The sequence below is a fragment of the Kribbella sp. CA-294648 genome (assembly GCF_050943845.1).
GTDB lineage: Bacteria > Actinomycetota > Actinomycetes > Propionibacteriales > Kribbellaceae > Kribbella.
Genome location: NZ_CP191981.1, coordinates 1,510,169 through 1,528,786 on the forward strand (window position 1 = coordinate 1,510,169; position 18,618 = coordinate 1,528,786).

Genomic DNA, 18,618 nt, shown 5'->3' on the forward strand with positions numbered 1-18,618 from the left:
GGCTGTTGAAGGAACCTGCAATCAGTGCGGTTCGGGTAGTTGACTGGAGATTGGCGCCGGGTCGAGGTTTTCGCCGTCCTGGTGGCGGAGCAGCCAGTCGTCGAGGTCGGCGGCGGCTTCTTCGGGGTTGTTGTGCCACCAGGTGAATTGGCGTTCTGTTGTTTGGTGGCTGGTGAAGGCGTGGACTGTTGCCGCGTAGCGTTCGGCGGCTTGTAGTACTTCGTTTGCTCTGGCCAGTAGTTCGTCGGGTTCGCCGTCGATCCGGACTGCCGCTCTTGCCGCTTCCGAGAGTTGGCAGGCTTCCCAGGCGATCGCCAAGCGGGCCAGGGATTCCTCGCTCGTCATGAGTTCACCACGAAATAGACGACGGTCATCGCGGCCGCCGTGCCGACCACGATCGCCCGCAGTACCGGGGTCGGGAGTTTGCGGGCGATCGTGGCCCCGCCGTACCCACCGACGATCGCGCCGGCGAGCATCAGGCCGAGCTTGGCCGACTCGGTGAGTACGTCCGAGGCGACCAGGAAGACAACCGCCGCGGTGAGATAGATGGCCGCCATCTGGGCCATCCGCAACGGGTTGACCCGGCCGGGATCGATGCTCGCGGCAACACTCCAGAACGCGACCATCATCAGCCCGGACGCGCCGCCGAAGTACCCGCCGTAGATGGACAGCAGCAACTGCCCGGCCATGATGACCGGGCGTCCGGCGACCGTGGTCCGGAGCGCGGCGGCGATGCGGCGACCGAAGGCGAGGACGAAGGTGGCGAAGGCAAGCAACCAGGGGACAACCGCGTCGAAGGAGTTCGACGGGAGCACGAGGAGTAGCACCGCGCCCGCGGCGCCGCCGACCACGCTGGTCGCGGTGAGCACGCGGATCGACGTACTCGGGAGTGGTTCGAGGTCGCGCCGGTAGACCCAGAGGCTGGCCAGCCCGCCGGGCAGCAGCGCGACGGTGGTCGCGGCGTTGGCGGTGACCGCGGTGACCCCGACGGCAACCAGTGCTGGGAACGCGACGAAGCTGCCGCCACCGCCGACCGAGTTCAACGCGCCGGCCGCGATGCCGGCCAGCAAGACGATCAGCAGCGCGGTCACCCGTCGAGCATCGGCCAGCTCGCGTAAGGAGCACAATGCGTTTTTGCCGCAGTCTGCCTACGGCTGAAGCGTAGGCTGAGTTGCATGCGCTACGACCTGGATGACTTGCGGCTGTTTGTGTATGTGGTCGACCAGGGCTCGATCACGGCCGGCGCTGCTCAGTTGCACTTGAGTCTGCCTTCGGCGAGTGCACGGGTCAGAGCCCTCGAGTCCCACGCCGGCGTACCGCTCCTGATCCGGGAACGCAGGGGAGTACGACCAACCCCAGCCGGTACGACGCTCGCTCGCCACGCGCGCGAAGTACTGGCTGAAACTGCTCGCCTCGACAGTGCAGTCGCCAGCTACACAGCGGCTCGGTCGAGGCCGTTGGTACTGGTCTCTGGAGGATCAGCCATGCATCGGGTGGTGCCGGCGGCGTTGGCGTCGTTCCTGCGCGAGTACCCCGAACACGACGTCACCGTCTCCGAGCAGCGCACACCCCGCTCACTCCGCCTACTCGCCGAGGGCAAAGCCGACCTGGGCATCGTCCTGGACGACGACGAAACCCTCGCCTCGAACCTCCACACCGAACCGCTGTCCGACGACTCTCTCGTCGTGATCGGCCAGGCCGGCGGCGTCCTCAGCGGCCGCCAGACCATGACGTACGCCGAAGTCGCCGAACACCCGATGATCGGCCTCGACCTCGACTCAACCCTCCGAGGCTGGATGGACAAACGCCTCGGTCCGCACGCCCCGGCGCCGCGCTACCGAACCCTGGTCCCGACCCTGCACACCTTGATAACCCTCGCCACCGCAGGCGTCGGCCTGGCCATCACCCCGCTCCGCTCAGTCCACCAAACCCCCACCTTGGACATCTGCCGCCTTACGGACCCGTGGGCAACCCGAGCCCACCTCCTCTGCTACGCCCCCTCCCAACCCACCAAAGCCCTCGCCCACCACATCCGCCTGGCCGCCAACAGTTGAGTTGTTGCAGTTCCCCACGCCTGCGCCACGCTCGCTCCTCCGCCGCTCACACGCCAGTCGTGGACCGGCCCGGTCGGATGGTCGCAACTGGTCTGAAGCGGCCTGAGTGTCCCGAACGACAGGATGTAGTCCGCACGAGGCGCCGGCTCCACGCTCAAGCAGCAGGCCTACGGCCACAAATCGGGCACTACCTCCTGTCGGTCGGCACAAAAGTTGGCCTCGCTGAGCGTCCGCGAGGCGAGTTTCAGCCGTCGCGGCCCTGCCATGTGGTCACGCAGGCTTCGTTCCCCTCCAGGTCGGTAAGCACCCAGAAAGCGGGTGCACGTTTCGCGGACACAGGTCGAGGTCTGCATCGGTCACCGCGATCAGCGGCGGGTGGTCGCTCATGTGCCTCTCCTGGTTCAGCCGCTCAGCGACCGTGTTCGCGCTTGTCCCCCCACGGGCGGGACCCGTTGCCATGAGGTCCATGCCCTCAGATGGCGGGGACGTCGGTCGACGGGAAATAGTGACCGTTGTCCAGATCGGCGAGCAGGCCGGGCTGAGCGGGTTCCCAGCCGAGGGTCCGGCGGGTGATGAGGTTGGACGCCGGGTAGTTCTGCGTGATGACGTTCGTGAGGAACCCGAAGTAGCCCGGCAGCATCAGTTCGTCCAGGGGTACGCTCACGGCGGGCAGGCTCAGGCGGCTGCCGATGGCCTCGGCAATCTCGCGGACCGGAATGCCCCCGTCCTCCACGGCGTGCCAGTACTTGCCGGCCGGGCCCTTCTCCAGCGCCAGACGGAACAACGAGGCGGCATCGCGGGCGTGCACGGCGTTCCACACGTTCGCGCCGTCTCCGGGGTAGCCGGCGAAGCCCTTGTCCTTCGCGAGCGCGATCAGTGTGGGCAGGAAGCCGGCTCGATCAGTCGTGTCGTGCGCGATGTTGGCAATCCGTACGACCGACGACCGTACTCCCTGCGCGGCGAGCCCGATGACGGCGGTTTCCACGACGTTGCGAGCCCTCAGGGTGCCCTTGTGCTCGTCGCCGACGGCAAGGGCTGGGTCGTCCTCGGTGGCCGGTCGGCCCAGCTGCCCGGGCGAGCCGATGCTCCCCGCCGCGACCAGCGGCTTTCCGGTTCCCGCGAGTGCCTCGCCGTACGCGAGCATGATCGGGAGTTCCGCGGCGGCCACGGCGTCGATCCCACCGGACGGAAGCAGGTCCTGCCGGTGCGCGACGTGGATGACGCCGTCGGAGTCCGCGGCCGCCTCCTTGAGCCCGTCGAGGTCCTGGAGGTCGCCGCGGCGTACCTTCGCGCCAAGCGCGGACAGCACCGTGGCGGCCGTGTCCGACCGGGCCAGGCCGGTGACCTCGTGCCCGGCGGCGATGAGCTCGGGGATGATGTGCGAACCGGAGTGGCCGGTCCCGCCGGTGACGAAGACGTGCACGATATTGCTCCTTGTCAGTGATGCGGCGTTGGTGACGTGGCGGAAGGAGTGGTGGTGCGGGGTGCGCTCAGCCGGGGAAGTCGACGCTGAGGGCGACGTCGAAGGTCCCCGCGCCGTTGAGGGCCAGGCCCATCAGCAATGGCCCGACCCCTTCCAGCCAGCGGGCCATCTCCAAGCCGCCGACGTCGAGGGGACGCAGTCCGAGGCTCTCGATGAACGCCGACACGCTCGCCTTGGCCTGCGGGTCGTCTCCGGCGAAGAACACGTCCAGCGGGCGCTCCTGGACCAGGACGTGGCCGAAGACGGTGTTGAACGCCTTCACGACGTGCGCGCTCGCCGGGGCCGCCTTGGCGATCTCCTGTGCGCCGGACGTGCCCTCAGGAGTGAGCAGCCCGGTGGCGTCGGCGTTGAAGGTGTTGGAGATGTCGATGATGACCTTGCCGGCCAGTGCATCCCCGTACTGGGCGACGACCGGCACGGCGCCGGCGTAGGGCACGGCGAGGACGACGATGTCGCCCACAGGGACGGTGCCGAAGGTCCCCGCGGTGGCACCGGCGCCGAGTTCGGCGGCCAGGCCTTTGGCCTTGGCCGGGTCGCGGCCGATGAGTTCGACGGAGTTGCCGCCTGTGACCGCGCGGGCGGCGATGGCGTGGGCCATGCCCCCGAGGCCGATGAAACTGATGCTGCTCATGGTGAGTGCTCTCTTTCTCGGGTGGTCGTTTCGAAGTACGCCTCATCAACACCGGAGTCGGCGTACCGCTTCAGCTGGTCCGCGACCGAGTCGACGGACGTGCCCGGCTCGAGGTTGATCCGCATGGCCGTCTTCAGTGCGTCGGGATCGCGGCCGGCGTCCTCCGCCGCTCGACGCGCGATCAACCACAGAGCGCACGGCACTGGGTTCGCCGACTGCTCAGCCCTTAACTTCGTTGACGCCGAGGGCGAAATTCCCGTGGCCAACTCCGTTGCCGGTGAGGCCTACCGTGACCAGGCCCATCCCTTCCAGCCAGTGCGCCATCTTCAGGCCGCCGACGTCGAGCGGGCGCAGTCCGAGGCTCTCGATGAATGCCGCCACGTCCGCCTTGGCCTGCGGGTTGTCGCCAGCGAAGAAGACATCGGGACGGCCCTGCTCCAGGACGCCACGGAAGATGGTGTTGAAGGCCTTGAACACGCTGGCGCCGGCCGGGGCCACCTTGGCGACCTCCTGCGCGATCGAGGTCGGCTCGCTGTGGGCCAGACCGTCGAACGCGGCGTTGAACGGGTTGCTGATGTCGACGATGATCTTGCCCGCGAGGGCGTCTCCGTACTCGGCGACGGCCGGAACGACACCGGCGTACAACACGGCCGTGATGACGATGTCCCCGGCCGGGACGGCACCCCACTTACCTGCCGTGGTGCCGCCGCCCAGAACCTTGGCCAGGGCGTCGGCCTTGGACTGATCGCGTGCCATGACCTCGACCGTGTTGCCGCCCGCCACCGCGAGCGTGCCGATCGTGCGGGCCATGTTTCCCGCACCGATGAACGTGATGCTACTCATAAGGTTTCTTCCTGTTCTCGAGTGATTCAGAGGGCTGTGGTGCCGCCGTCGGCCACCAGTTCCAGGCCGTTGACGTAACTGGAGTCGTCGGAGGCAAGGAACAGGGCGACGCTGGCGATTTCCTCGGGGCGGCCCATTGCTCCGCGGGGGATGAGGGACTCGAAGGCGGTTCTGGTTGCCTCGTCGAACAGTTCTGCCTGTTTGGCGGTGGCGACCTGGCCGGGAGTCAGGACGTTGACCCGGATCTTGCGGTCGCGCAGTTCGTTGAGCCAGACGCGGGCCCAGGCCTGCTGGACGGCCTTGCTTCCCGCGTAGATGCTCCAACCGGGGAAGGCACCGAGCGAGGCGTTGGATCCGGTCATGAAAATCGAGCCGTGGTCGTTGATCAGCGGCAGTGCCTTCTGCACGGTGAACAGGGTGCCGCGAGCATTGAGCATGAACGCGCGGTCGAACTGCTCCTCCGTGATCTCACCCAGTACGGCGGGTTCGCCCATGCCGGCGCTGGCCCACAGCACGTCGATCGAACCCTTCTCCCGCTTCACGGCGTCGTACAAGCGGTCCAGGTCGGCCAGGTTGGCCGCGTCACCCTGTACGGCGGTGACGTTGCGGCCGATCAGCTTGACGGCATCGTCCAGTGCCTCCTGCCGCCGGGCCTGGATGAAGACGTGCGCTCCTTCTTCGACGAACAGTTTGGCGCCGGCCAGCGCCAGGCCGGTGGATCCACCGGTGATCACCGCGACCTTGCCATCGAGCTTTCCCATGATCACTCCTTTGAATTGATGGGTTTCGACAATGGGACGGAAAGCCCAATTCTTGATGTGCTCATCCTGGTGTTGGGCGTGGCTATCAAATACCGATCCCGAATTTTTGTACCGAATTCTTGTGCCGAATTCTCCCGGCCCAATAAACAATGCCACCGGCTTGAGCGGGCGTCCAAGACCTGTTTCAGCCGTGGTGATACCTTCGAGGCATTGCCGGACCGGGAGGCCCCTATGGATCTGGACCTGCGCAAGCTGCGCTATTTCGTCGCCGTCGCCGACAGGCTGCACTTCGGCCGCGCCGCCGATGAGCTGCACATCGCGCAGCCGGCGCTCAGCCGGCAGATCCGCGCGCTGGAACAGGATCTCGGCGCTGCCCTGTTCACCAGGGACAGCCACGGCGTCACGCTGACCGACGCGGGCCGGCAGTTGCTGGACGACGCCGGTCCGCTGCTCGCCTCCGCGCACGCGGTCCGACGCCGGGTGTCCGTGGCAGAACGCGGCGACCAGCGGCTGGTGGTCGGCTTTCGAGCCGGCATCCCGGTCATCCCGGCGACGCGGGTGTTCGAGGTCCAGCATCCCGACGTAGTCGTGGACGTGCAGCGAATGGAATGGGACGACCAGGCCCCGATGCTGCTCGACGGCCGCGTCGACGTCGCCTATGTGCGGCTGCCCATCGACGAGACCGGCCTGCGCCTGACTCCGCTCTACACCGAGCCCCTCATGGTGGCGCTGCCCACCGGCCACCGACTGGCCGGCAAGGATGAGGTCACCGAGACCGACCTGGCCGGTGAGCCGCTGATCTGGCACGCTGACCCGAGCACGCAGCCCACCAGGCGGCCACACCCCGACTCCGGGCTCCGGGTGCGCGGGGTGGAGGAGAAGCTCGAGCACGTCGCGGCCGGCCGTGGCATCTCGTTCGTGGGGCGTTCGGAGACCGTGTTCTTCTCCCGGCCGGACATCAGCTACGTGCCCGTCCCGGACCTGGCACCCGACCAGGTATTCGTCGCGATGGCGGCGTCGCGCACCTCGCCGCTGGCCGACGACTTCTTCGCCGCGGCTCAGGCGACGGCTGAGATCACGGCAGAATGCGGGAACTACGAAATGTGGCAGCTTGCGAACGACGCCGCTTCAAAGCGCGGTTGAGCAGTTCGGCTGACAACAGCCGGACCCCGATCTCCAGTACCCGCCTGCCCTGTTCGATCCTGGCTGATGCAACATTCTGGCTGGCAGCCGCGGCGCGCTGCTCGACGACGTGATGCGCCCCCGGTCTTGTCACTCCAAGTGCGGACCGACGCTTGCACGACCTGCGGCACACCGCCGCGTCTGGCTCGCGGTGTGGACCGATGGGAGCTGGCGCCGTGTGAGCGACGGAGGAGCGAGCGTTGGTGCAGGCGTGGGGAACTACAGTTGACGGATGGTGGTCTTCGGTGGGTTGCTTGCGGTGCTGGGCCTGGCGACTCTGGTGTTCAGGGACGCTGAGATTGTTGGGATTCCGCCGGCGGGCGTAGGTGTTGCGCTGCTGGTGCTCGGAGCCGTGGCTGCTGGGGTGGGATTTCTCAGGCGGACTCGGCGGAAGCGGAAGGTCGCTCGCGGTGAGCCGGTGCCTGTAGGCGACGTGTTCGAGCGAGCCGCCGCACTACCTCGCCTCCTGCGAGCAGCGAAATCCGAGGGGTACGCCGGTCTGCCGGGCAACCGCAAAGTCTTGTGGGCGTTGGCATTGGTCTATCTGATCTCGCCGATCGACATCCTCCCCGAGTTCCTCCCGATCATCGGCGTCACCGACGACGCAGGCGTGGCCGTCTGGTTGTTGACGAGTGTGTCGACTGCCACCGGGCTGTACCTTCGGCATGAGCGGGAGCGGCGTGGGCTGCCGCCCGGTTAGGGTCGAAGCATGCCTGCTCTCACCGTGGAAGAAGCCCGTACCCGGGCCGCCGCCGTCGATGTCCGCTCTTACGAGATCGCGTTCGACCTGACCGTCGGAGACGAGGTCTTCACCGCGGTAAGCACGATCCGGTTCGCCGCTTCCGCCGAGCGGACCTTCGTGGACGTCAAGCCCGAGCGGCTCACCGCGGTGACACTCAACGGCAGCAGCGTCGATCCGGCCGGCCTCGACGACGGGCGGCTCTGGCTCGACGGGCTCCGAGCAGGGGACGGGCGCGAAGCGGAGAACGAGCTGGTGGTCGAGGCGGTCATGAAGTACTCGGCCGACGGCGAGGGGCTGCAACGGACGGTCGATGCCGGTGATGGTCTGGTTTACCTCTACGGGATGTCGTCGCTGGAATCCGCACCCCGGTACTTCGCCTGTTTCGACCAGCCCGATCTCAAAGCGCCGTACACGATGATTGTGAAATGTCCCGACGAGTGGATCGTGCTCGGCAACGGGCCGGCCGGCAAGACCGGGCCCGGGCAGTGGAGCATCGCCGAGACCAAACCGCTTTCCACATACTTCGTCACGCTGGTGGCCGGCCCTTATCACCTGATCCGCGCGGAGCATGACGGGATCCCGCTTGGGCTCGCGTGCCGGCAGAGCCTGAAGGAGCATCTCGAGCGCGACAAGGACGACCTGTTCACCGTTACCGCGCAAGCCTTCGACGAGTACCACCGGCTGTTCGGCTACCGGTACCCGTTCGGTGAGTACCACCAGGTGTTCGTGCCGGACTTCAACCTCGGCGCGATGGAGAACCCCGGGTGCGTGACGTTCGCCGACAGCATGGTGTACCGGTCGACGGTGACGGACGCGGAGCGTAGTACGAGGGCTCGCATCGTGGTGCACGAGATGGCGCACATGTGGTTCGGTGACACGGTCACGATGAAGTGGTGGAACGACCTGTGGCTGAACGAGTCGTTCGCGGAGTACATGGCTCATCGGGTCTCGCACGACGCCACCGATCACCAGGGGCACTGGACCGACTTCGCCTTCGTGCGCAAGTGGTGGGGGATGCAGGCCGACCAGCGGTCGTCGACGCATCCGGTCGCGGCCGACGCGGTCAAGGATGCTCGCGCGTCGCTGGACGACTTCGACGGAATCTCTTATGCCAAAGGCGCCGCGGTGCTCAAGCAGCTCGCGGCGTACCTGGGTGACGAGGTGTTCCTGAAGGGGGTCAACGCGCATATCGACGCGCACGAGTTCGGCAACGCGGATCTGCACGAGTTCATCGGCAAGCTCACCGAGGCCGGCGCCCAGGAGCTGCCCAGCTGGTCGGAGCAGTGGCTGCGGACGGCGGGGATGGACACCATCAGCGCCGAGCGCACCGAGACCGGGCTCCGGCTGCACCGCAGGACGCCCGCGGATCGTCCCGCAGACAGGCCACACAAGCTGACAGTCGCCGGGTACGACGAGAGTGGGCGCGGCACGTCCGTGCAGGTGCTGCTCGACCAGGACGTGGTGGAGGTGGACTTCGACTCCACCCTGGCGGTGATCGTGCCGGACGCGGCTGACGACACCTGGGCCAAGATCCGGCTCGACGCGACCAGCCTGGCGAACCTGCCCGCAGTACTGCCGAAGCTGACTGACGGCACCACGCGTGCGGTGATCTGGAACAGCATCCGCGACGCGACGGCAGACGCAGAGCTCGACCCGCGGCAGGCGCTGGCGATCCTGCATGAAGCGCTGCAGCACGAGGACAGCGACATTGCCGTCGGCTCCCTTCTGCGCTGGCTGGACGACCGCCTGCTGGCCAACTACCTTCCGCAGGAGCCGTACCGCGGCCAGGTGGCGGCAGCCCTCACTGCAAGGCTCGCGCAGACTCCTGCCGGCAGCAGCCTCCAGTTGGCCGTCACACGTGGAGTCATTGCCACTACTGACGACGCCAAGCTGCTGCAGGGCTGGCTGGATGGCAGGGACGTGCCTACCGGCCTGCAGGTGGACACAGACCTCCGGTGGTCGCTCGTACTACGCCTGGTGCGGCTGGGCGTCTACGGCAAGGCTGAGGTGGAGGCCGAGCTCGCCAAGGACCGGTCGACCGAAGGTGTCACTCAGGCGGCGCGATGCCTGGCTGCCAGCGCCGACGGCAAGGAAGCCGCCTGGCAACGGATCATGACCGACGCCACGATCGGCGTGAACGAGTTGTTCGCCACCTGTGAAGGGTTCTGGCATCCCGCTCAGGCCGAGCTGACCGCGCCGTACGTCGAGCGGTACTTCGCCGAGATCGCGCGGACCGGCGAGATCCGGTCGGGCATGGCGGTCGCGCTGACGGTGAGCCGGATCTTCCCGAGGTACGCGGTGGACGAGCGCGTGATCGAGCTCGCGGACGCGCTGATCGCCGACGAAACGGTCGCGCCGAGCATCCGGCGGACCAGCGCGGACCAGACCGACGACCTCCGCCGGGCGATCGCCGTACGCCGGACCTTCGGCTGACCGCGACGCCTGTGGGCGACCGCGAAGCCTGTGGGCTGATCGCGAGGCCAACGGCTGACCGCGAGGTCTCGCGGTTGTCGGTGGGGGCGCTTAGTCTCTTCGGAGTCTGACGCCGCCACCCTGAGGAGTCCGCCCATGCGCCGGTTCACCATCGCCGCCGTGCTCGTTGCCCTGATATCGGGACCAGCCGCGCTCACCGCGTCGGCAGCGCCCGCAGTACCGGCTGCTGATCCAGTCGCCGACGTCACGGCGAAACTTCAAACGATTGCAGGACTGCGGATCGAGAGCAGCCGGGTCGTCAACGGCAAACCGTTCTTCGTCCTGCGCTACACCCAGCCGGCCGATCACAAGAACCCGGGCGGGGAGAAGTTCGAGCAGCGGGTGACGCTCTGGCACCGTGAGTTCGACCGGCCGACAGTGCTGCACACGACCGGGTACGGCGGAGTCGGAGGCCCGTTCACCTCCGAGCCGACGCGACTCGTCGACGGCAACCAACTCAACGTCGAGCAGCGCTTCTTCAACACCTCCACGCCGGCCAGCCAGGACTGGACCAAACTCAACATCTGGCAGGCCGCGAGCGACCACCACCGGATCGTCGAGGCGTTCAAGAAGGCCCTGTACTCCGGCAAGTGGGTGTCCACCGGCGCGAGCAAGGGCGGCATGACGTCGGTCTACCACCGGCGCTTCTACCCGAACGACGTGGACGCCACCGTCGCCTACGTGGCCCCGCAGGACGTGATCAACCGGCGGGACACCTACATCGACTTCATCCAGGAAGCCGGGACGGACCCGGCCTGCAACCTGGCCCTGCGGAACATGCAGCGCAACACGTTGCTCCGCAGGCCGGCGATGCTGGCGAAGCTGAAGGAGCACGCGGCGCAGAACGGCCTGACCTACGAGAGCACCTTCGGCACGGTCGACCGGGCGCTCGAGGCCGCGGTACTGGACACGCCGTTCGCCTTCTGGCAGTACAGCACGCAGGCGAACTGTGCGCAGGTGCCGGGGACCGCGGCGGCGACCGACCAGCAGCTGTTCGACTTCATCGACCAGATCTCGGGCTGGTCGTTCTACTCCGACGAGGGCACCGCGGGCTTCCTGCCGTACTACTACCAGGCGTCCGAGCAGCTGAACTGGCCTGACGTGGCGAGCAAGACGACCTGGCTGAAGGGTCTGCTGCGCTACCGCGAGGCGGGTGACGCGCCGGCCGCCGTACCGGACTCGATCGAGCCGAAGCACCAGCCGTTCGCGATGATGGACGTCGATCTGTGGCTGAAGATGTCGGGTCAGCGGATGCTGTTCGTGTACGGCGAGAACGACCCGTGGAGCGCGGAGAAGTTCGAGCCCGGACCGGGCACGAAGGACTCGCACTGGTACACCGTCCCGAACGGCAACCACGGCTCGAACATCAACGCCCTGCCGACGGAGCAGCGCGCCGAGGCGACCCAGATCCTGCAGAAGTGGATGGGCGTCGCCGCCAACCCGGCAGCCGCCCAGACCAAGTCCATCGACCCTGGAGCCCAGCGCCAAGGCCTCCGCTAACCAGTACGCCGAACCCCCGGGCGACCACCGCCCGGGGGGTCAGCGGATGGTCAGGTGTTCGGCTACGTGTTTGCGGGCCTGGTGGATGCGGGCCTTGACGGTGCCGAGCGGGATGGCGAGTTCGTCGGCGATCTCGGCGTACGTCATCGCGCCGAGGTCGCGGAGTACCAGGGGCTGGACCAGCTGCGGGTGCTGGGCCTCGAGGGTTTCGAGGGCCTCCAGGAGGTCGAGCCGGGAGCCGGCGATCACCGAGGTGGTCCGCGGGTCGACCGACTCGGGCAGCACTTCGGCCGACTGCTCGACGGACCGGCGCTTGAGCGAGCGGTACGTCTGCCGGGCGCAGTTGGTCGCGACCACTGTCAGCCAGCCCGCGAAGCTCCCGGTGCCTTTGAAGGTGTGGATCTTGGTCGCGACCGTCAGTAGCGTGTCCTGCGCAGCCTCTTCGGCGTCCTCACGGAACGGCAGGAACCTGGCCACCCGGCGCAGTACCTGCGGCCGGATCGCCTGCAACAGCTCGGGAATGACGGTCTTGTCGCCACCCGCCGCGCGCGCCGCGAGGTCTTCCAGATCCTCGTTCAATGCTCCCCCAGCCCGCCACGACGGCACTCGCCACGGCGTCGGTGTTCGCCTTGATCCCTGCAGTGCTCGACAATAGCCGGGATGGATGTCATCGGACGCTACCGGCTGCAGTCGAAAATCGGCGCAGGCGCCTTCGCGACGGTCTGGCGAGGGTACGACGACGACCTCGACGTGGACGTCGCCGTGAAGGTGCTGGCGGACAACTGGGCCTCCCGCGCCGACGTCCGCGAACGGTTCCTGTCCGAGGCGCGGCTGATGCGCCGGATCGCCAGCGACCGGGTGGTCCGCGTCTTCGACCTCGGTGAGCTGCCCGACGGCCGCCCGTACTTCGTGATGGACTACGTGCCCGGTGGTTCGCTGGCCGACGTGATGGCGCACGGGCCGCTCGAGCCCGTCGACGCGCTCTGGTGGGGAGCCGACCTGGCCCGCGCGGTCGCGGCGCTCCACGAGGAGGGTGTGGTGCATCGCGACATCACCCCCGCGAACCTGCTGCTCCGGCCCTCCCAGGGGTTGGAGTCGGGCGGTGGGACGCATCGGATCGTGCTGGCCGATCTCGGGCTGGCGAAACGTGCTGCCGAGGCGTCGGGGCTGACCCAGGCCGTCGGCACCCCGTCGTACATGGCGCCGGAGCAAGGGCGTGGCGATGGTGGGTTCGACGAGCGGGCGGACGTGTACGCCGTCGGTGCGGTGACCTATGCGCTGATGACGGGCGGGCCGCCGTTCCTGGCGTCGTCTATCAGCGACGTGCTGGCGCGCGACCCCGACAGCGTGCCGCCGAGCCTGCAGCCGCTGCTGCACGACTCGGTGGGCGAGATCGACGAGATCCTCGCCCGGACGCTCGCGTACCGGGTTGGCGACCGCTGGAGACGCGCGGACAGCCTGGCGGAGCGGCTGGAGCAGGAGGCGTACCGCCTCGAGCAGGAGGCTCCGGTGCTCGCCTCCCAACGCACGACCGTCGGCGACCAAGACGGTGTCCGTACGACGGTCTCTGCGTCGGCCCACCCGCCGCGGCGCCGCCGAAGCCACCGCGGCTGGCTGTTCGCGACCCTCCCACTCCTCTTCCTGCTCGCAGCAGCCGGCGGCTGGTACCTCGTAACCCGCTGACCACCACCCGAGACACCCGCAGCCAAACCCGCCCCTGACTCCATAGAGTAGTCACATGACTACTCACTGCATCAAGATGTGGCTGCGCAGGTCATCCCTCGTCACCCTCACGCTGGTTCTTGCTGTACCACCGACCGCAGCCTTCGGAGGTACTGCGGCGCCGGCTGCGAGCTATGCATGCCGAGCGGACACGAAGTTCGGTAAGCAGACCTTCTCGCTTCGCCAGGGAGTGGATGCGAAGGCGCCGGCGACCGTGCGACCGGGGGCTCGGTTCACCGTGGCGTTTGATCTCAAGCCGGGGTCTTTGCCGGGGGAGGTGAAGGGGTTCAAGCTCAAGGAGGTTCGCGACCTCACCCTGCGGGTTCCCGTCCCGGCCAACACCTCGTTCGTCAGCGCGCAACTTCGCGGCGGCTCGGGACTCGGGTCGACGCCGACGCTCGAACGCTCGGGCGGCATCGTGACGATCCGGGTCGGCGGGCCGATCCCCGGCGGATCGGCGTACCAGTTGCCGACCCTCTCGGTACGCCTGAAGGCCGGCGGCCGTGGTCGCGTGGTGGAGACGAAGCTGCTCGGCACCAGCTTCGACAACCCCGGCCTCACCCTGCAGGCGACGATCAAATGGAAGTTCGTCACCGTGAAGTCGCCGGTCGCGTGCTACCCGGTCCCCAACCCTGCCCTGACTCGAACGCAGATCCGGTGAGGAGCAGGGCAGGAGCTCAGTAGGTGACCGAGATGCTCCGAGTCGCCGGCGTGATGGTGGCGGTACCGCCGTACGGGAGGATCAGTTGCGGGTCGGTGTGTCCGATGTCCAGGCCGGTGACCACAACGGCATCGGGGTTGTACTCCGACAGCGCGCGGCGGGCGGCGGCGTACTGGTGCTCGACGTAGGTCGCTGATTCCTCGGAGCTCAACTGGCGGTCGAGCGACCACGACTTCGGGCGAGCCCAGAGGACGGCCTCGAACCGGGCAAGCAGCCCGCGTTCACCGAAGTTGCGCAGCATCCAATAGACCTGGTCGGCCGACGGAAGTTCCTCAGACGTCTCCAGGAACAGGACGCCGGAGTACTCATCGGTCGGCAGCATCCAGCGGTTGGTGGCGAGCTGCCAGTCGAGGATCTCCAGGCAGCCACCCCAGAGCCGACCAGTCACCGGCGTCTCCGGGCCGTACCAGCTCCACTCGGTGGCCGGGAAGAGTGCCGGCTCGGAAGCAAGTGAGGCCGGATCGGCCCAGTCGCGGTCGATGTCAGTCCAGTCGGACGCGGTCAGTTCGAAGTCGCCCGAGGTGAAGAGCGCAGCCCGCAGCGAGCGGTCGGTGGCCGGGTGCATCGCGCCACCACGGCCGAACTGAACCATCACGCTACCGCCGTGATAGGCCGGAATACCTAGCGAATAAAGGAAGTTGAGCAGGTTGGTGTTGTCGCTGTAGCCGAAGAAGGGCTTCGGGTCGGCGCGGAAGACGGCCGGGTCGAGGTGCTTGAGCACGGTGAGCTGGTCATCGCCGCCGATGGACGCGATGACGGCGCGGATCTCCGGATCGGCCCATGCGGCGTGCAGGTCGGCGGCCCGCTCCTCAGGCGTCGACTTCAGCTTCCGGCTGGCCGGGTACTCCACCGGCTCCAGCCCGAAATCCCGAATCCGCTGCAGCCCAAGCTCGTACGGCAACGGAAACACCTCGGCCAGCCCGCCCGACGGCGAAACCACAGCCACCCGATCCCCGGCAACAACCTTGCGCGCAAACAACATGCGCACAACCTATAACCGCCCCGCGGTCAGCGTGGCGAGTGCGTGCTGCACCCAGGCTTCGGCGAAGCGGTCGGGGTCGATGTCGCCCGGGGTGCGCCCGATCAACGTCTGCAGGATCGGCAGGTACGTGAGGGACGACAGCAGCACCGCCGCGGTGGCGGCCGGGTCGGCCACTCGCAGTGCTCCCCGCCCGGTCTGCTCACTGATCCACAGCGTGAAGGGGTCATAGACGTTGGACCGGATCTCCGTCCAGATGCGCTCGAGCAGGTCCGGGAAGTCGTCCAGATCGCGGAGCAGGACACGCAGTACGGCGTGGTCGTTGCGCATGCTGGTCCAGACCGCGTCGACCACGTAGTGGAGTGCACCCTCGAGGTCGTCCGGTACCTGCGCGGCGAAGGCCGCATGACCCGCACGCATCGTGGTGAGGTGGACGCCGACGACCTCGTCGAGCAGTGCGCGCTTCGACGGATAGTGCTTGTACAGCGCACCCGAGCCACCGGTCAGGCCGCACGCCTTCTGGATGTCGGCCACCGACGTCGCCGCGTAACCACGTTCGGAGAACAGTCGCGTGGCCGCGTCGACCAGTCGTTGCTGAGCGGGGGACCGCTTGTCGCCAACCATGGTGAGAGAGAGTACTCTCTCACCATGGTGAGAGTCCAAGTTCAGGAGACGGTGGCGACGACGCCGAGCGAGTTTCTCGGCCTCGTGATGGACATCGAGCGTTACGCCGAGGTCGACGAGAAGATCCGGCCGATCCTGTGGTCGCGCCGGGACGGCAATCGCGTCGAGTTCGCCTGCCGGCCGAAGCTGGCTGGTATCCGGCAGCCCAAGGTGGTGCAGTTCATCGAACTGACGCCGGACCGGCGGATCGACATTGGGTTGCTGCCCAAGCCGCGGAATCGGCTCGCGCACTTGATGGCCCATTTCGAGGCGAGCTTCGAGTGCTCGCCGGTCGACGGCGGGACACGGGTGACCCGGACGCTGGAGTTCCGGTTCTCGCCCGCCGTGCGCTGGCTGATGGAGCCACTGTTCCGTCGCCGTCTCGAGCGGGACGTGCGCGGGGAGATCGAGTTGGCCAAGCGCCACCTCGAGGGCGTCAGCGGCGCTGCGGCTCCAGGTGCCGACTGAGTTCTCGAAGCGGCAGCCTGCCGGCCGCCGGGCGGATACCAGCGGCCCGGACGGCGCCGGCGGTCAGTCACCCCGGCCGGCGCCAACGGCGTGACTACAGGCCGATCGGGTGCCAGACGGTCTTCAACTCAAGGTACTGCGTGAGGCGGGACAGGCCCGGCGATGCGGTCCAGTCTTCCTCGGCCGGACGGCGGACCCGCTTGAGGTTTTCGGCGGCCGCCGCTTCCAGGGCCGTCGCCTCTTCGGGGTCCGAGATACCGGCCAGGTCGATGGCGTTGACGTCGGAGTGCGACGCCAGCCACGGCCCGATCTCGGTCGCCGAACCGGTGAGCAGGTTGACCACTCCACCCGGTACGTCGGACGTCGCCATCACCTCGCCCAAGGTCACCGCCGGCAACGGCCGCTCGAACGACGTGACCGCGACGACCGTGTTGCCCGAGACGATGGCCGGGGCGATCACGCTGGTCAGGCCGAGCAGGCTGGAGTCCTGCGGGGCGAGCACCGCCACCACTCCAGTTGCCTCAGGCAACGAGAAGTCGAAGTACGGGCCGGCCACCGGGTTGCTGGAACCGACCACCTGGGCGAGCTTGTCGGCCCAGCCGGCGTACCAGACCCAGCGGTCGATCGAGGCGTCGACGAGCGCGCGCGCCTTGCCGATCGACAGCCCTTCCGACGCGGCGACCTCGGAGCTGAACTGCTCGTGCCGCCCCTCCATCACCTCGGCGATCCGGTACAGCACCTGACCACGGTTGTACGCCGTCCGCGTCGACCAGCCGCCGAACGCCTTGCGGGCGGCGACGACGGCGTCGCGGGCGTCCTTGCGCGATGCCTGCGAGGCGTTCGCCAGGAACTTGCCCTTGGTATTGGACACCACGTACGACCGGCCGGACTCGCTGCGCGGGAAGGCGCCGCCGATGTACAGCTTGTAGGTCTTGCGCACGTCGAGGCGAGTGCTGTCAGTGGGCAAGGTAGGCCTCCAGACCATGGCGGCCGCCCTCGCGGCCGTAACCCGACTCCTTGTAGCCGCCGAACGGCGAGGTCGGGTCGAAGCGGTTGAACGTGTTCGCCCAGACGACGCCGGCGCGGAGCTGGTTCGCCATCCAGAGGATGCGCGAGCCCTTCTCGGTCCAGACCCCGGCCGACAGCCCGAACGGCGTGTTGTTCGCCTTCTCGACCGCCTCGGCCGGAGTGCGGAAGGTGAGCACGGACAGTACCGGCCCGAAGATCTCCTCGCGGGCGATCCGGTGCGCCTGCGAGACACCCGTGAACACCGTCGGCGGGAACCAGAACCCCTGGGTGGGCAGCTCACACTCGGGCGACCAGCGCTCGGAGCCCTCGTCCTCGCCGACCTGGGACAGCTCGCGGATCCGGGCCAGCTGCTCGGCCGAGTTGATCGCGCCGATGTCGGTGTTCTTGTCGAGCGGGTCGCCCACCCGCAGGGTGCTCATCCGGCGCTTGAGCCGCGCCAGCACCTCGTCGTACAGGCTCTCCTGGACCAGGAGCCGCGAACCGGCGCAGCAGACGTGGCCCTGGTTGAAGAAGATGCCGTTGACGATGCCCTCGATGGTCTGGTCGATCGGCGCGTCCTCGAAGACGATGTTCGCCGCCTTGCCGCCCAGCTCGAGGGTGACCTTCTTGTCCGTCCCGGCGACCGACTTGGCGATCGAGCGGCCGACCGCGGTCGAACCGGTGAAGGCGACCTTGTCGACACCCTCGTGCTCGACCAGCGACTGCCCGGTCCGGCCCGCGCCGGTGATGATGTTGACCACACCCGGCGGCAGATCGGCCTGCTGGCAGATCTCCGCGAAGGCCAGCGCCGTCAGCGGTGTCGTCTCGGCCGGCTTCAGTACGACGGTGTTGCCCGCCGCGAGCGCCGGGGCGATCTTCCACGCCAGCATCATCAGCGGGAAGTTCCACGGGATCACCTGGGCGGCAACGCCGAGGGGTCGCGGGTCCGGACCGGCGCCGGCGTACTCGAGCTTGTCCGCCCAGCCCGCGTAGTAGAAGAAGTGCGCGGCGACCAGGGGCAGGTCGACGTCGCGGGACTCGCGGATCGGCTTGCCGTTGTCGAGTGACTCCAGCACGGCCAGCTCACGCGAGCGCTCCTGGATCAGCCGCGCGATCCGGTACAGGTACTTCGCCCGGTCGCGGCCGGACATCGGGCCCCAGACCTTCTCGTAGGCCTTGCGGGCAGCCTTCACCGCGCGGTCGACGTCGGCCGGACCGGCCTCGCTGATCTCGGCCAGCACCTCCTCGGACGCCGGGCTCACGGTCTTGAACGGCTTGCCGTCGGTCGCCTCGGTGAAGGCGCCGTTGATGAACAACCCGTACGACGACTTGATGTCGACGATCGCGCGGGACTCCGGCGCGGGTGCGTACTCGAATCTGCTCATGCCC

20 protein-coding genes are annotated in these 18,618 nt (G+C 67.9%); 8 read left to right on the top strand and 12 right to left on the bottom strand.

Annotated features, from left to right (window positions below; genetic code table 11):
• Nucleotides 1–21: 21 nt before the first annotated feature.
• A complete protein-coding gene (locus tag ACQPYM_RS07375; RefSeq protein ID WP_433016841.1) occupies nt 22–345 on the bottom strand; it encodes a hypothetical protein in 324 nt (107 codons plus the stop codon).
• The gene (locus ACQPYM_RS07380; RefSeq protein WP_433016844.1) at nt 342–1,091 is read right to left on the bottom strand and encodes a sulfite exporter TauE/SafE family protein; all 750 of its coding nucleotides are present in this window, start codon (nt 1,089–1,091) and stop codon (nt 342–344) included. Before ACQPYM_RS07380 ends, ACQPYM_RS07375 begins: the two co-directional genes overlap by 4 nt.
• Nucleotides 1,092–1,175: 84 nt before the next feature.
• Between ACQPYM_RS07380 and ACQPYM_RS07385 the strand changes: the two genes are divergently transcribed.
• Nucleotides 1,176–2,054: a LysR family transcriptional regulator gene (locus tag ACQPYM_RS07385; protein ID WP_433016847.1), complete on the top strand. Its 879-nt coding sequence runs from the start codon at nt 1,176–1,178 to the stop codon at nt 2,052–2,054.
• Nucleotides 2,055–2,526: 472 nt separating this feature from the next.
• On the opposite strand, the gene ACQPYM_RS07390 is transcribed toward ACQPYM_RS07385, so the two are convergent.
• The 5 genes from ACQPYM_RS07390 to ACQPYM_RS07410 form a co-directional block, all read right to left on the bottom strand.
• Nucleotides 2,527–3,477: an SDR family oxidoreductase gene (locus tag ACQPYM_RS07390; RefSeq protein ID WP_433016850.1), complete on the bottom strand. Its 951-nt coding sequence runs from the start codon at nt 3,475–3,477 to the stop codon at nt 2,527–2,529.
• A 67-nt stretch (nt 3,478–3,544) separates the two neighbouring features.
• Complete coding sequence (locus ACQPYM_RS07395; RefSeq protein WP_433016853.1) at nt 3,545–4,168, bottom strand: NADPH-dependent F420 reductase; 624 nt, start codon at nt 4,166–4,168, stop codon at nt 3,545–3,547.
• Nucleotides 4,165–4,353 (bottom strand): hypothetical protein, encoded by a 189-nt coding sequence (locus ACQPYM_RS07400; RefSeq protein ID WP_433016856.1) that lies wholly within the window; start codon nt 4,351–4,353, stop codon nt 4,165–4,167. Before ACQPYM_RS07400 ends, ACQPYM_RS07395 begins: the two co-directional genes overlap by 4 nt.
• Nucleotides 4,354–4,387: 34 nt before the next feature.
• Nucleotides 4,388–5,011 (bottom strand): NADPH-dependent F420 reductase, encoded by a 624-nt coding sequence (locus ACQPYM_RS07405; protein WP_433016859.1) that lies wholly within the window; start codon nt 5,009–5,011, stop codon nt 4,388–4,390.
• 26 nt (nt 5,012–5,037) lie between these two features.
• Nucleotides 5,038–5,772, bottom strand: coding sequence for an SDR family NAD(P)-dependent oxidoreductase (locus ACQPYM_RS07410; RefSeq protein WP_433016862.1), 735 nt, complete (start codon nt 5,770–5,772; stop codon nt 5,038–5,040).
• Between the two features lie 18 nt (nt 5,773–5,790).
• Here ACQPYM_RS07410 and ACQPYM_RS07415 point away from each other — a divergent pair, with 18 nt between their 5' ends.
• The 4 genes from ACQPYM_RS07415 (at nt 5,791) to ACQPYM_RS07430 (ending at nt 11,668) form a co-directional block, all read left to right on the top strand.
• Complete coding sequence (locus ACQPYM_RS07415) at nt 5,791–6,915, top strand: LysR family transcriptional regulator (RefSeq protein ID WP_433016865.1); 1,125 nt, start codon at nt 5,791–5,793, stop codon at nt 6,913–6,915.
• A gap of 271 nt (nt 6,916–7,186) precedes the next feature.
• Nucleotides 7,187–7,654, top strand: coding sequence for a YkvA family protein (locus ACQPYM_RS07420; RefSeq protein WP_433016868.1), 468 nt, complete (start codon nt 7,187–7,189; stop codon nt 7,652–7,654).
• Between the two features lie 9 nt (nt 7,655–7,663).
• A complete protein-coding gene (gene pepN, locus ACQPYM_RS07425; protein ID WP_433016871.1) occupies nt 7,664–10,129 on the top strand; it encodes an aminopeptidase N in 2,466 nt (821 codons plus the stop codon).
• Nucleotides 10,130–10,264: 135 nt separating this feature from the next.
• Nucleotides 10,265–11,668, top strand: coding sequence for a S28 family serine protease (locus ACQPYM_RS07430; protein WP_433016874.1), 1,404 nt, complete (start codon nt 10,265–10,267; stop codon nt 11,666–11,668).
• Between the two features lie 39 nt (nt 11,669–11,707).
• Here ACQPYM_RS07430 and ACQPYM_RS07435 read toward each other — a convergent pair whose 3' ends face one another.
• The gene (locus tag ACQPYM_RS07435; RefSeq protein ID WP_433016877.1) at nt 11,708–12,247 is read right to left on the bottom strand and encodes an RNA polymerase sigma factor; all 540 of its coding nucleotides are present in this window, start codon (nt 12,245–12,247) and stop codon (nt 11,708–11,710) included.
• A gap of 81 nt (nt 12,248–12,328) precedes the next feature.
• On the opposite strand from ACQPYM_RS07435, the gene ACQPYM_RS07440 reads away from it, so the two are divergent.
• Both ACQPYM_RS07440 and ACQPYM_RS07445 read left to right on the top strand, forming a co-directional pair.
• On the top strand, nt 12,329–13,351 hold the full coding sequence (locus tag ACQPYM_RS07440) for a serine/threonine-protein kinase (RefSeq protein ID WP_433016880.1): 1,023 nt from the start codon (nt 12,329–12,331) through the stop codon (nt 13,349–13,351).
• Between the two features lie 55 nt (nt 13,352–13,406).
• Nucleotides 13,407–14,051: a hypothetical protein gene (locus ACQPYM_RS07445; protein ID WP_433016883.1), complete on the top strand. Its 645-nt coding sequence runs from the start codon at nt 13,407–13,409 to the stop codon at nt 14,049–14,051.
• Nucleotides 14,052–14,067: 16 nt separating this feature from the next.
• On the opposite strand, the gene ACQPYM_RS07450 is transcribed toward ACQPYM_RS07445, so the two are convergent.
• The gene (locus ACQPYM_RS07450) at nt 14,068–15,093 is read right to left on the bottom strand and encodes a S66 family peptidase (RefSeq protein WP_433016886.1); all 1,026 of its coding nucleotides are present in this window, start codon (nt 15,091–15,093) and stop codon (nt 14,068–14,070) included.
• Between the two features lie 9 nt (nt 15,094–15,102).
• Nucleotides 15,103–15,714 carry a TetR/AcrR family transcriptional regulator gene (locus tag ACQPYM_RS07455; RefSeq protein ID WP_433016889.1) on the bottom strand — a complete coding sequence of 204 codons (612 nt, stop codon included), beginning with the start codon at nt 15,712–15,714 and terminating at the stop codon, nt 15,103–15,105.
• Nucleotides 15,715–15,738: 24 nt separating this feature from the next.
• Between ACQPYM_RS07455 and ACQPYM_RS07460 the strand changes: the two genes are divergently transcribed.
• The gene (locus ACQPYM_RS07460; RefSeq protein WP_433016892.1) at nt 15,739–16,221 is read left to right on the top strand and encodes an SRPBCC family protein; all 483 of its coding nucleotides are present in this window, start codon (nt 15,739–15,741) and stop codon (nt 16,219–16,221) included.
• A 94-nt stretch (nt 16,222–16,315) separates the two neighbouring features.
• Here ACQPYM_RS07460 and ACQPYM_RS07465 read toward each other — a convergent pair whose 3' ends face one another.
• Both ACQPYM_RS07465 and ACQPYM_RS07470 read right to left on the bottom strand, forming a co-directional pair.
• Entirely contained in the window at nt 16,316–17,188 is an 873-nt protein-coding gene (locus ACQPYM_RS07465; RefSeq protein ID WP_433016895.1) for an aldehyde dehydrogenase family protein, read from the bottom strand.
• The gene (locus ACQPYM_RS07470) at nt 17,178–18,614 is read right to left on the bottom strand and encodes an aldehyde dehydrogenase family protein (RefSeq protein WP_433016898.1); all 1,437 of its coding nucleotides are present in this window, start codon (nt 18,612–18,614) and stop codon (nt 17,178–17,180) included. The genes ACQPYM_RS07465 and ACQPYM_RS07470 overlap by 11 nt, the downstream gene beginning before the upstream one ends.
• Nucleotides 18,615–18,618 lie beyond the last annotated feature (4 nt).

Bases quoted from the DNA above. Each gene is read 5' to 3' on its own strand.
- ACQPYM_RS07405 (WP_433016859.1), bottom strand. From the start codon at position 5,011: ATGAGTAGCATCACGTTCATCGGTGCGGGAAACATGGCCCGCACGATC.
- ACQPYM_RS07415 (WP_433016865.1), top strand. From the start codon at position 5,791: ATGGGTTTCGACAATGGGACGGAAAGCCCAATTCTTGATGTGCTCATC.
- pepN (WP_433016871.1), top strand. From the start codon at position 7,664: ATGCCTGCTCTCACCGTGGAAGAAGCCCGTACCCGGGCCGCCGCCGTC.
- ACQPYM_RS07450 (WP_433016886.1), bottom strand. From the start codon at position 15,093: ATGTTGTTTGCGCGCAAGGTTGTTGCCGGGGATCGGGTGGCTGTGGTT.
- ACQPYM_RS07420 (WP_433016868.1), top strand. From the start codon at position 7,187: ATGGTGGTCTTCGGTGGGTTGCTTGCGGTGCTGGGCCTGGCGACTCTG.
- ACQPYM_RS07385 (WP_433016847.1), top strand. From the start codon at position 1,176: ATGCGCTACGACCTGGATGACTTGCGGCTGTTTGTGTATGTGGTCGAC.
- ACQPYM_RS07470 (WP_433016898.1), bottom strand. From the start codon at position 18,614: ATGAGCAGATTCGAGTACGCACCCGCGCCGGAGTCCCGCGCGATCGTC.
- ACQPYM_RS07440 (WP_433016880.1), top strand. From the start codon at position 12,329: ATGGATGTCATCGGACGCTACCGGCTGCAGTCGAAAATCGGCGCAGGC.
- ACQPYM_RS07395 (WP_433016853.1), bottom strand. From the start codon at position 4,168: ATGAGCAGCATCAGTTTCATCGGCCTCGGGGGCATGGCCCACGCCATC.
- ACQPYM_RS07375 (WP_433016841.1), bottom strand. From the start codon at position 345: ATGACGAGCGAGGAATCCCTGGCCCGCTTGGCGATCGCCTGGGAAGCC.
- ACQPYM_RS07460 (WP_433016892.1), top strand. From the start codon at position 15,739: ATGGTGAGAGTCCAAGTTCAGGAGACGGTGGCGACGACGCCGAGCGAG.
- ACQPYM_RS07430 (WP_433016874.1), top strand. From the start codon at position 10,265: ATGCGCCGGTTCACCATCGCCGCCGTGCTCGTTGCCCTGATATCGGGA.
- ACQPYM_RS07410 (WP_433016862.1), bottom strand. From the start codon at position 5,772: ATGGGAAAGCTCGATGGCAAGGTCGCGGTGATCACCGGTGGATCCACC.
- ACQPYM_RS07445 (WP_433016883.1), top strand. From the start codon at position 13,407: ATGACTACTCACTGCATCAAGATGTGGCTGCGCAGGTCATCCCTCGTC.
- ACQPYM_RS07455 (WP_433016889.1), bottom strand. From the start codon at position 15,714: ATGGTTGGCGACAAGCGGTCCCCCGCTCAGCAACGACTGGTCGACGCG.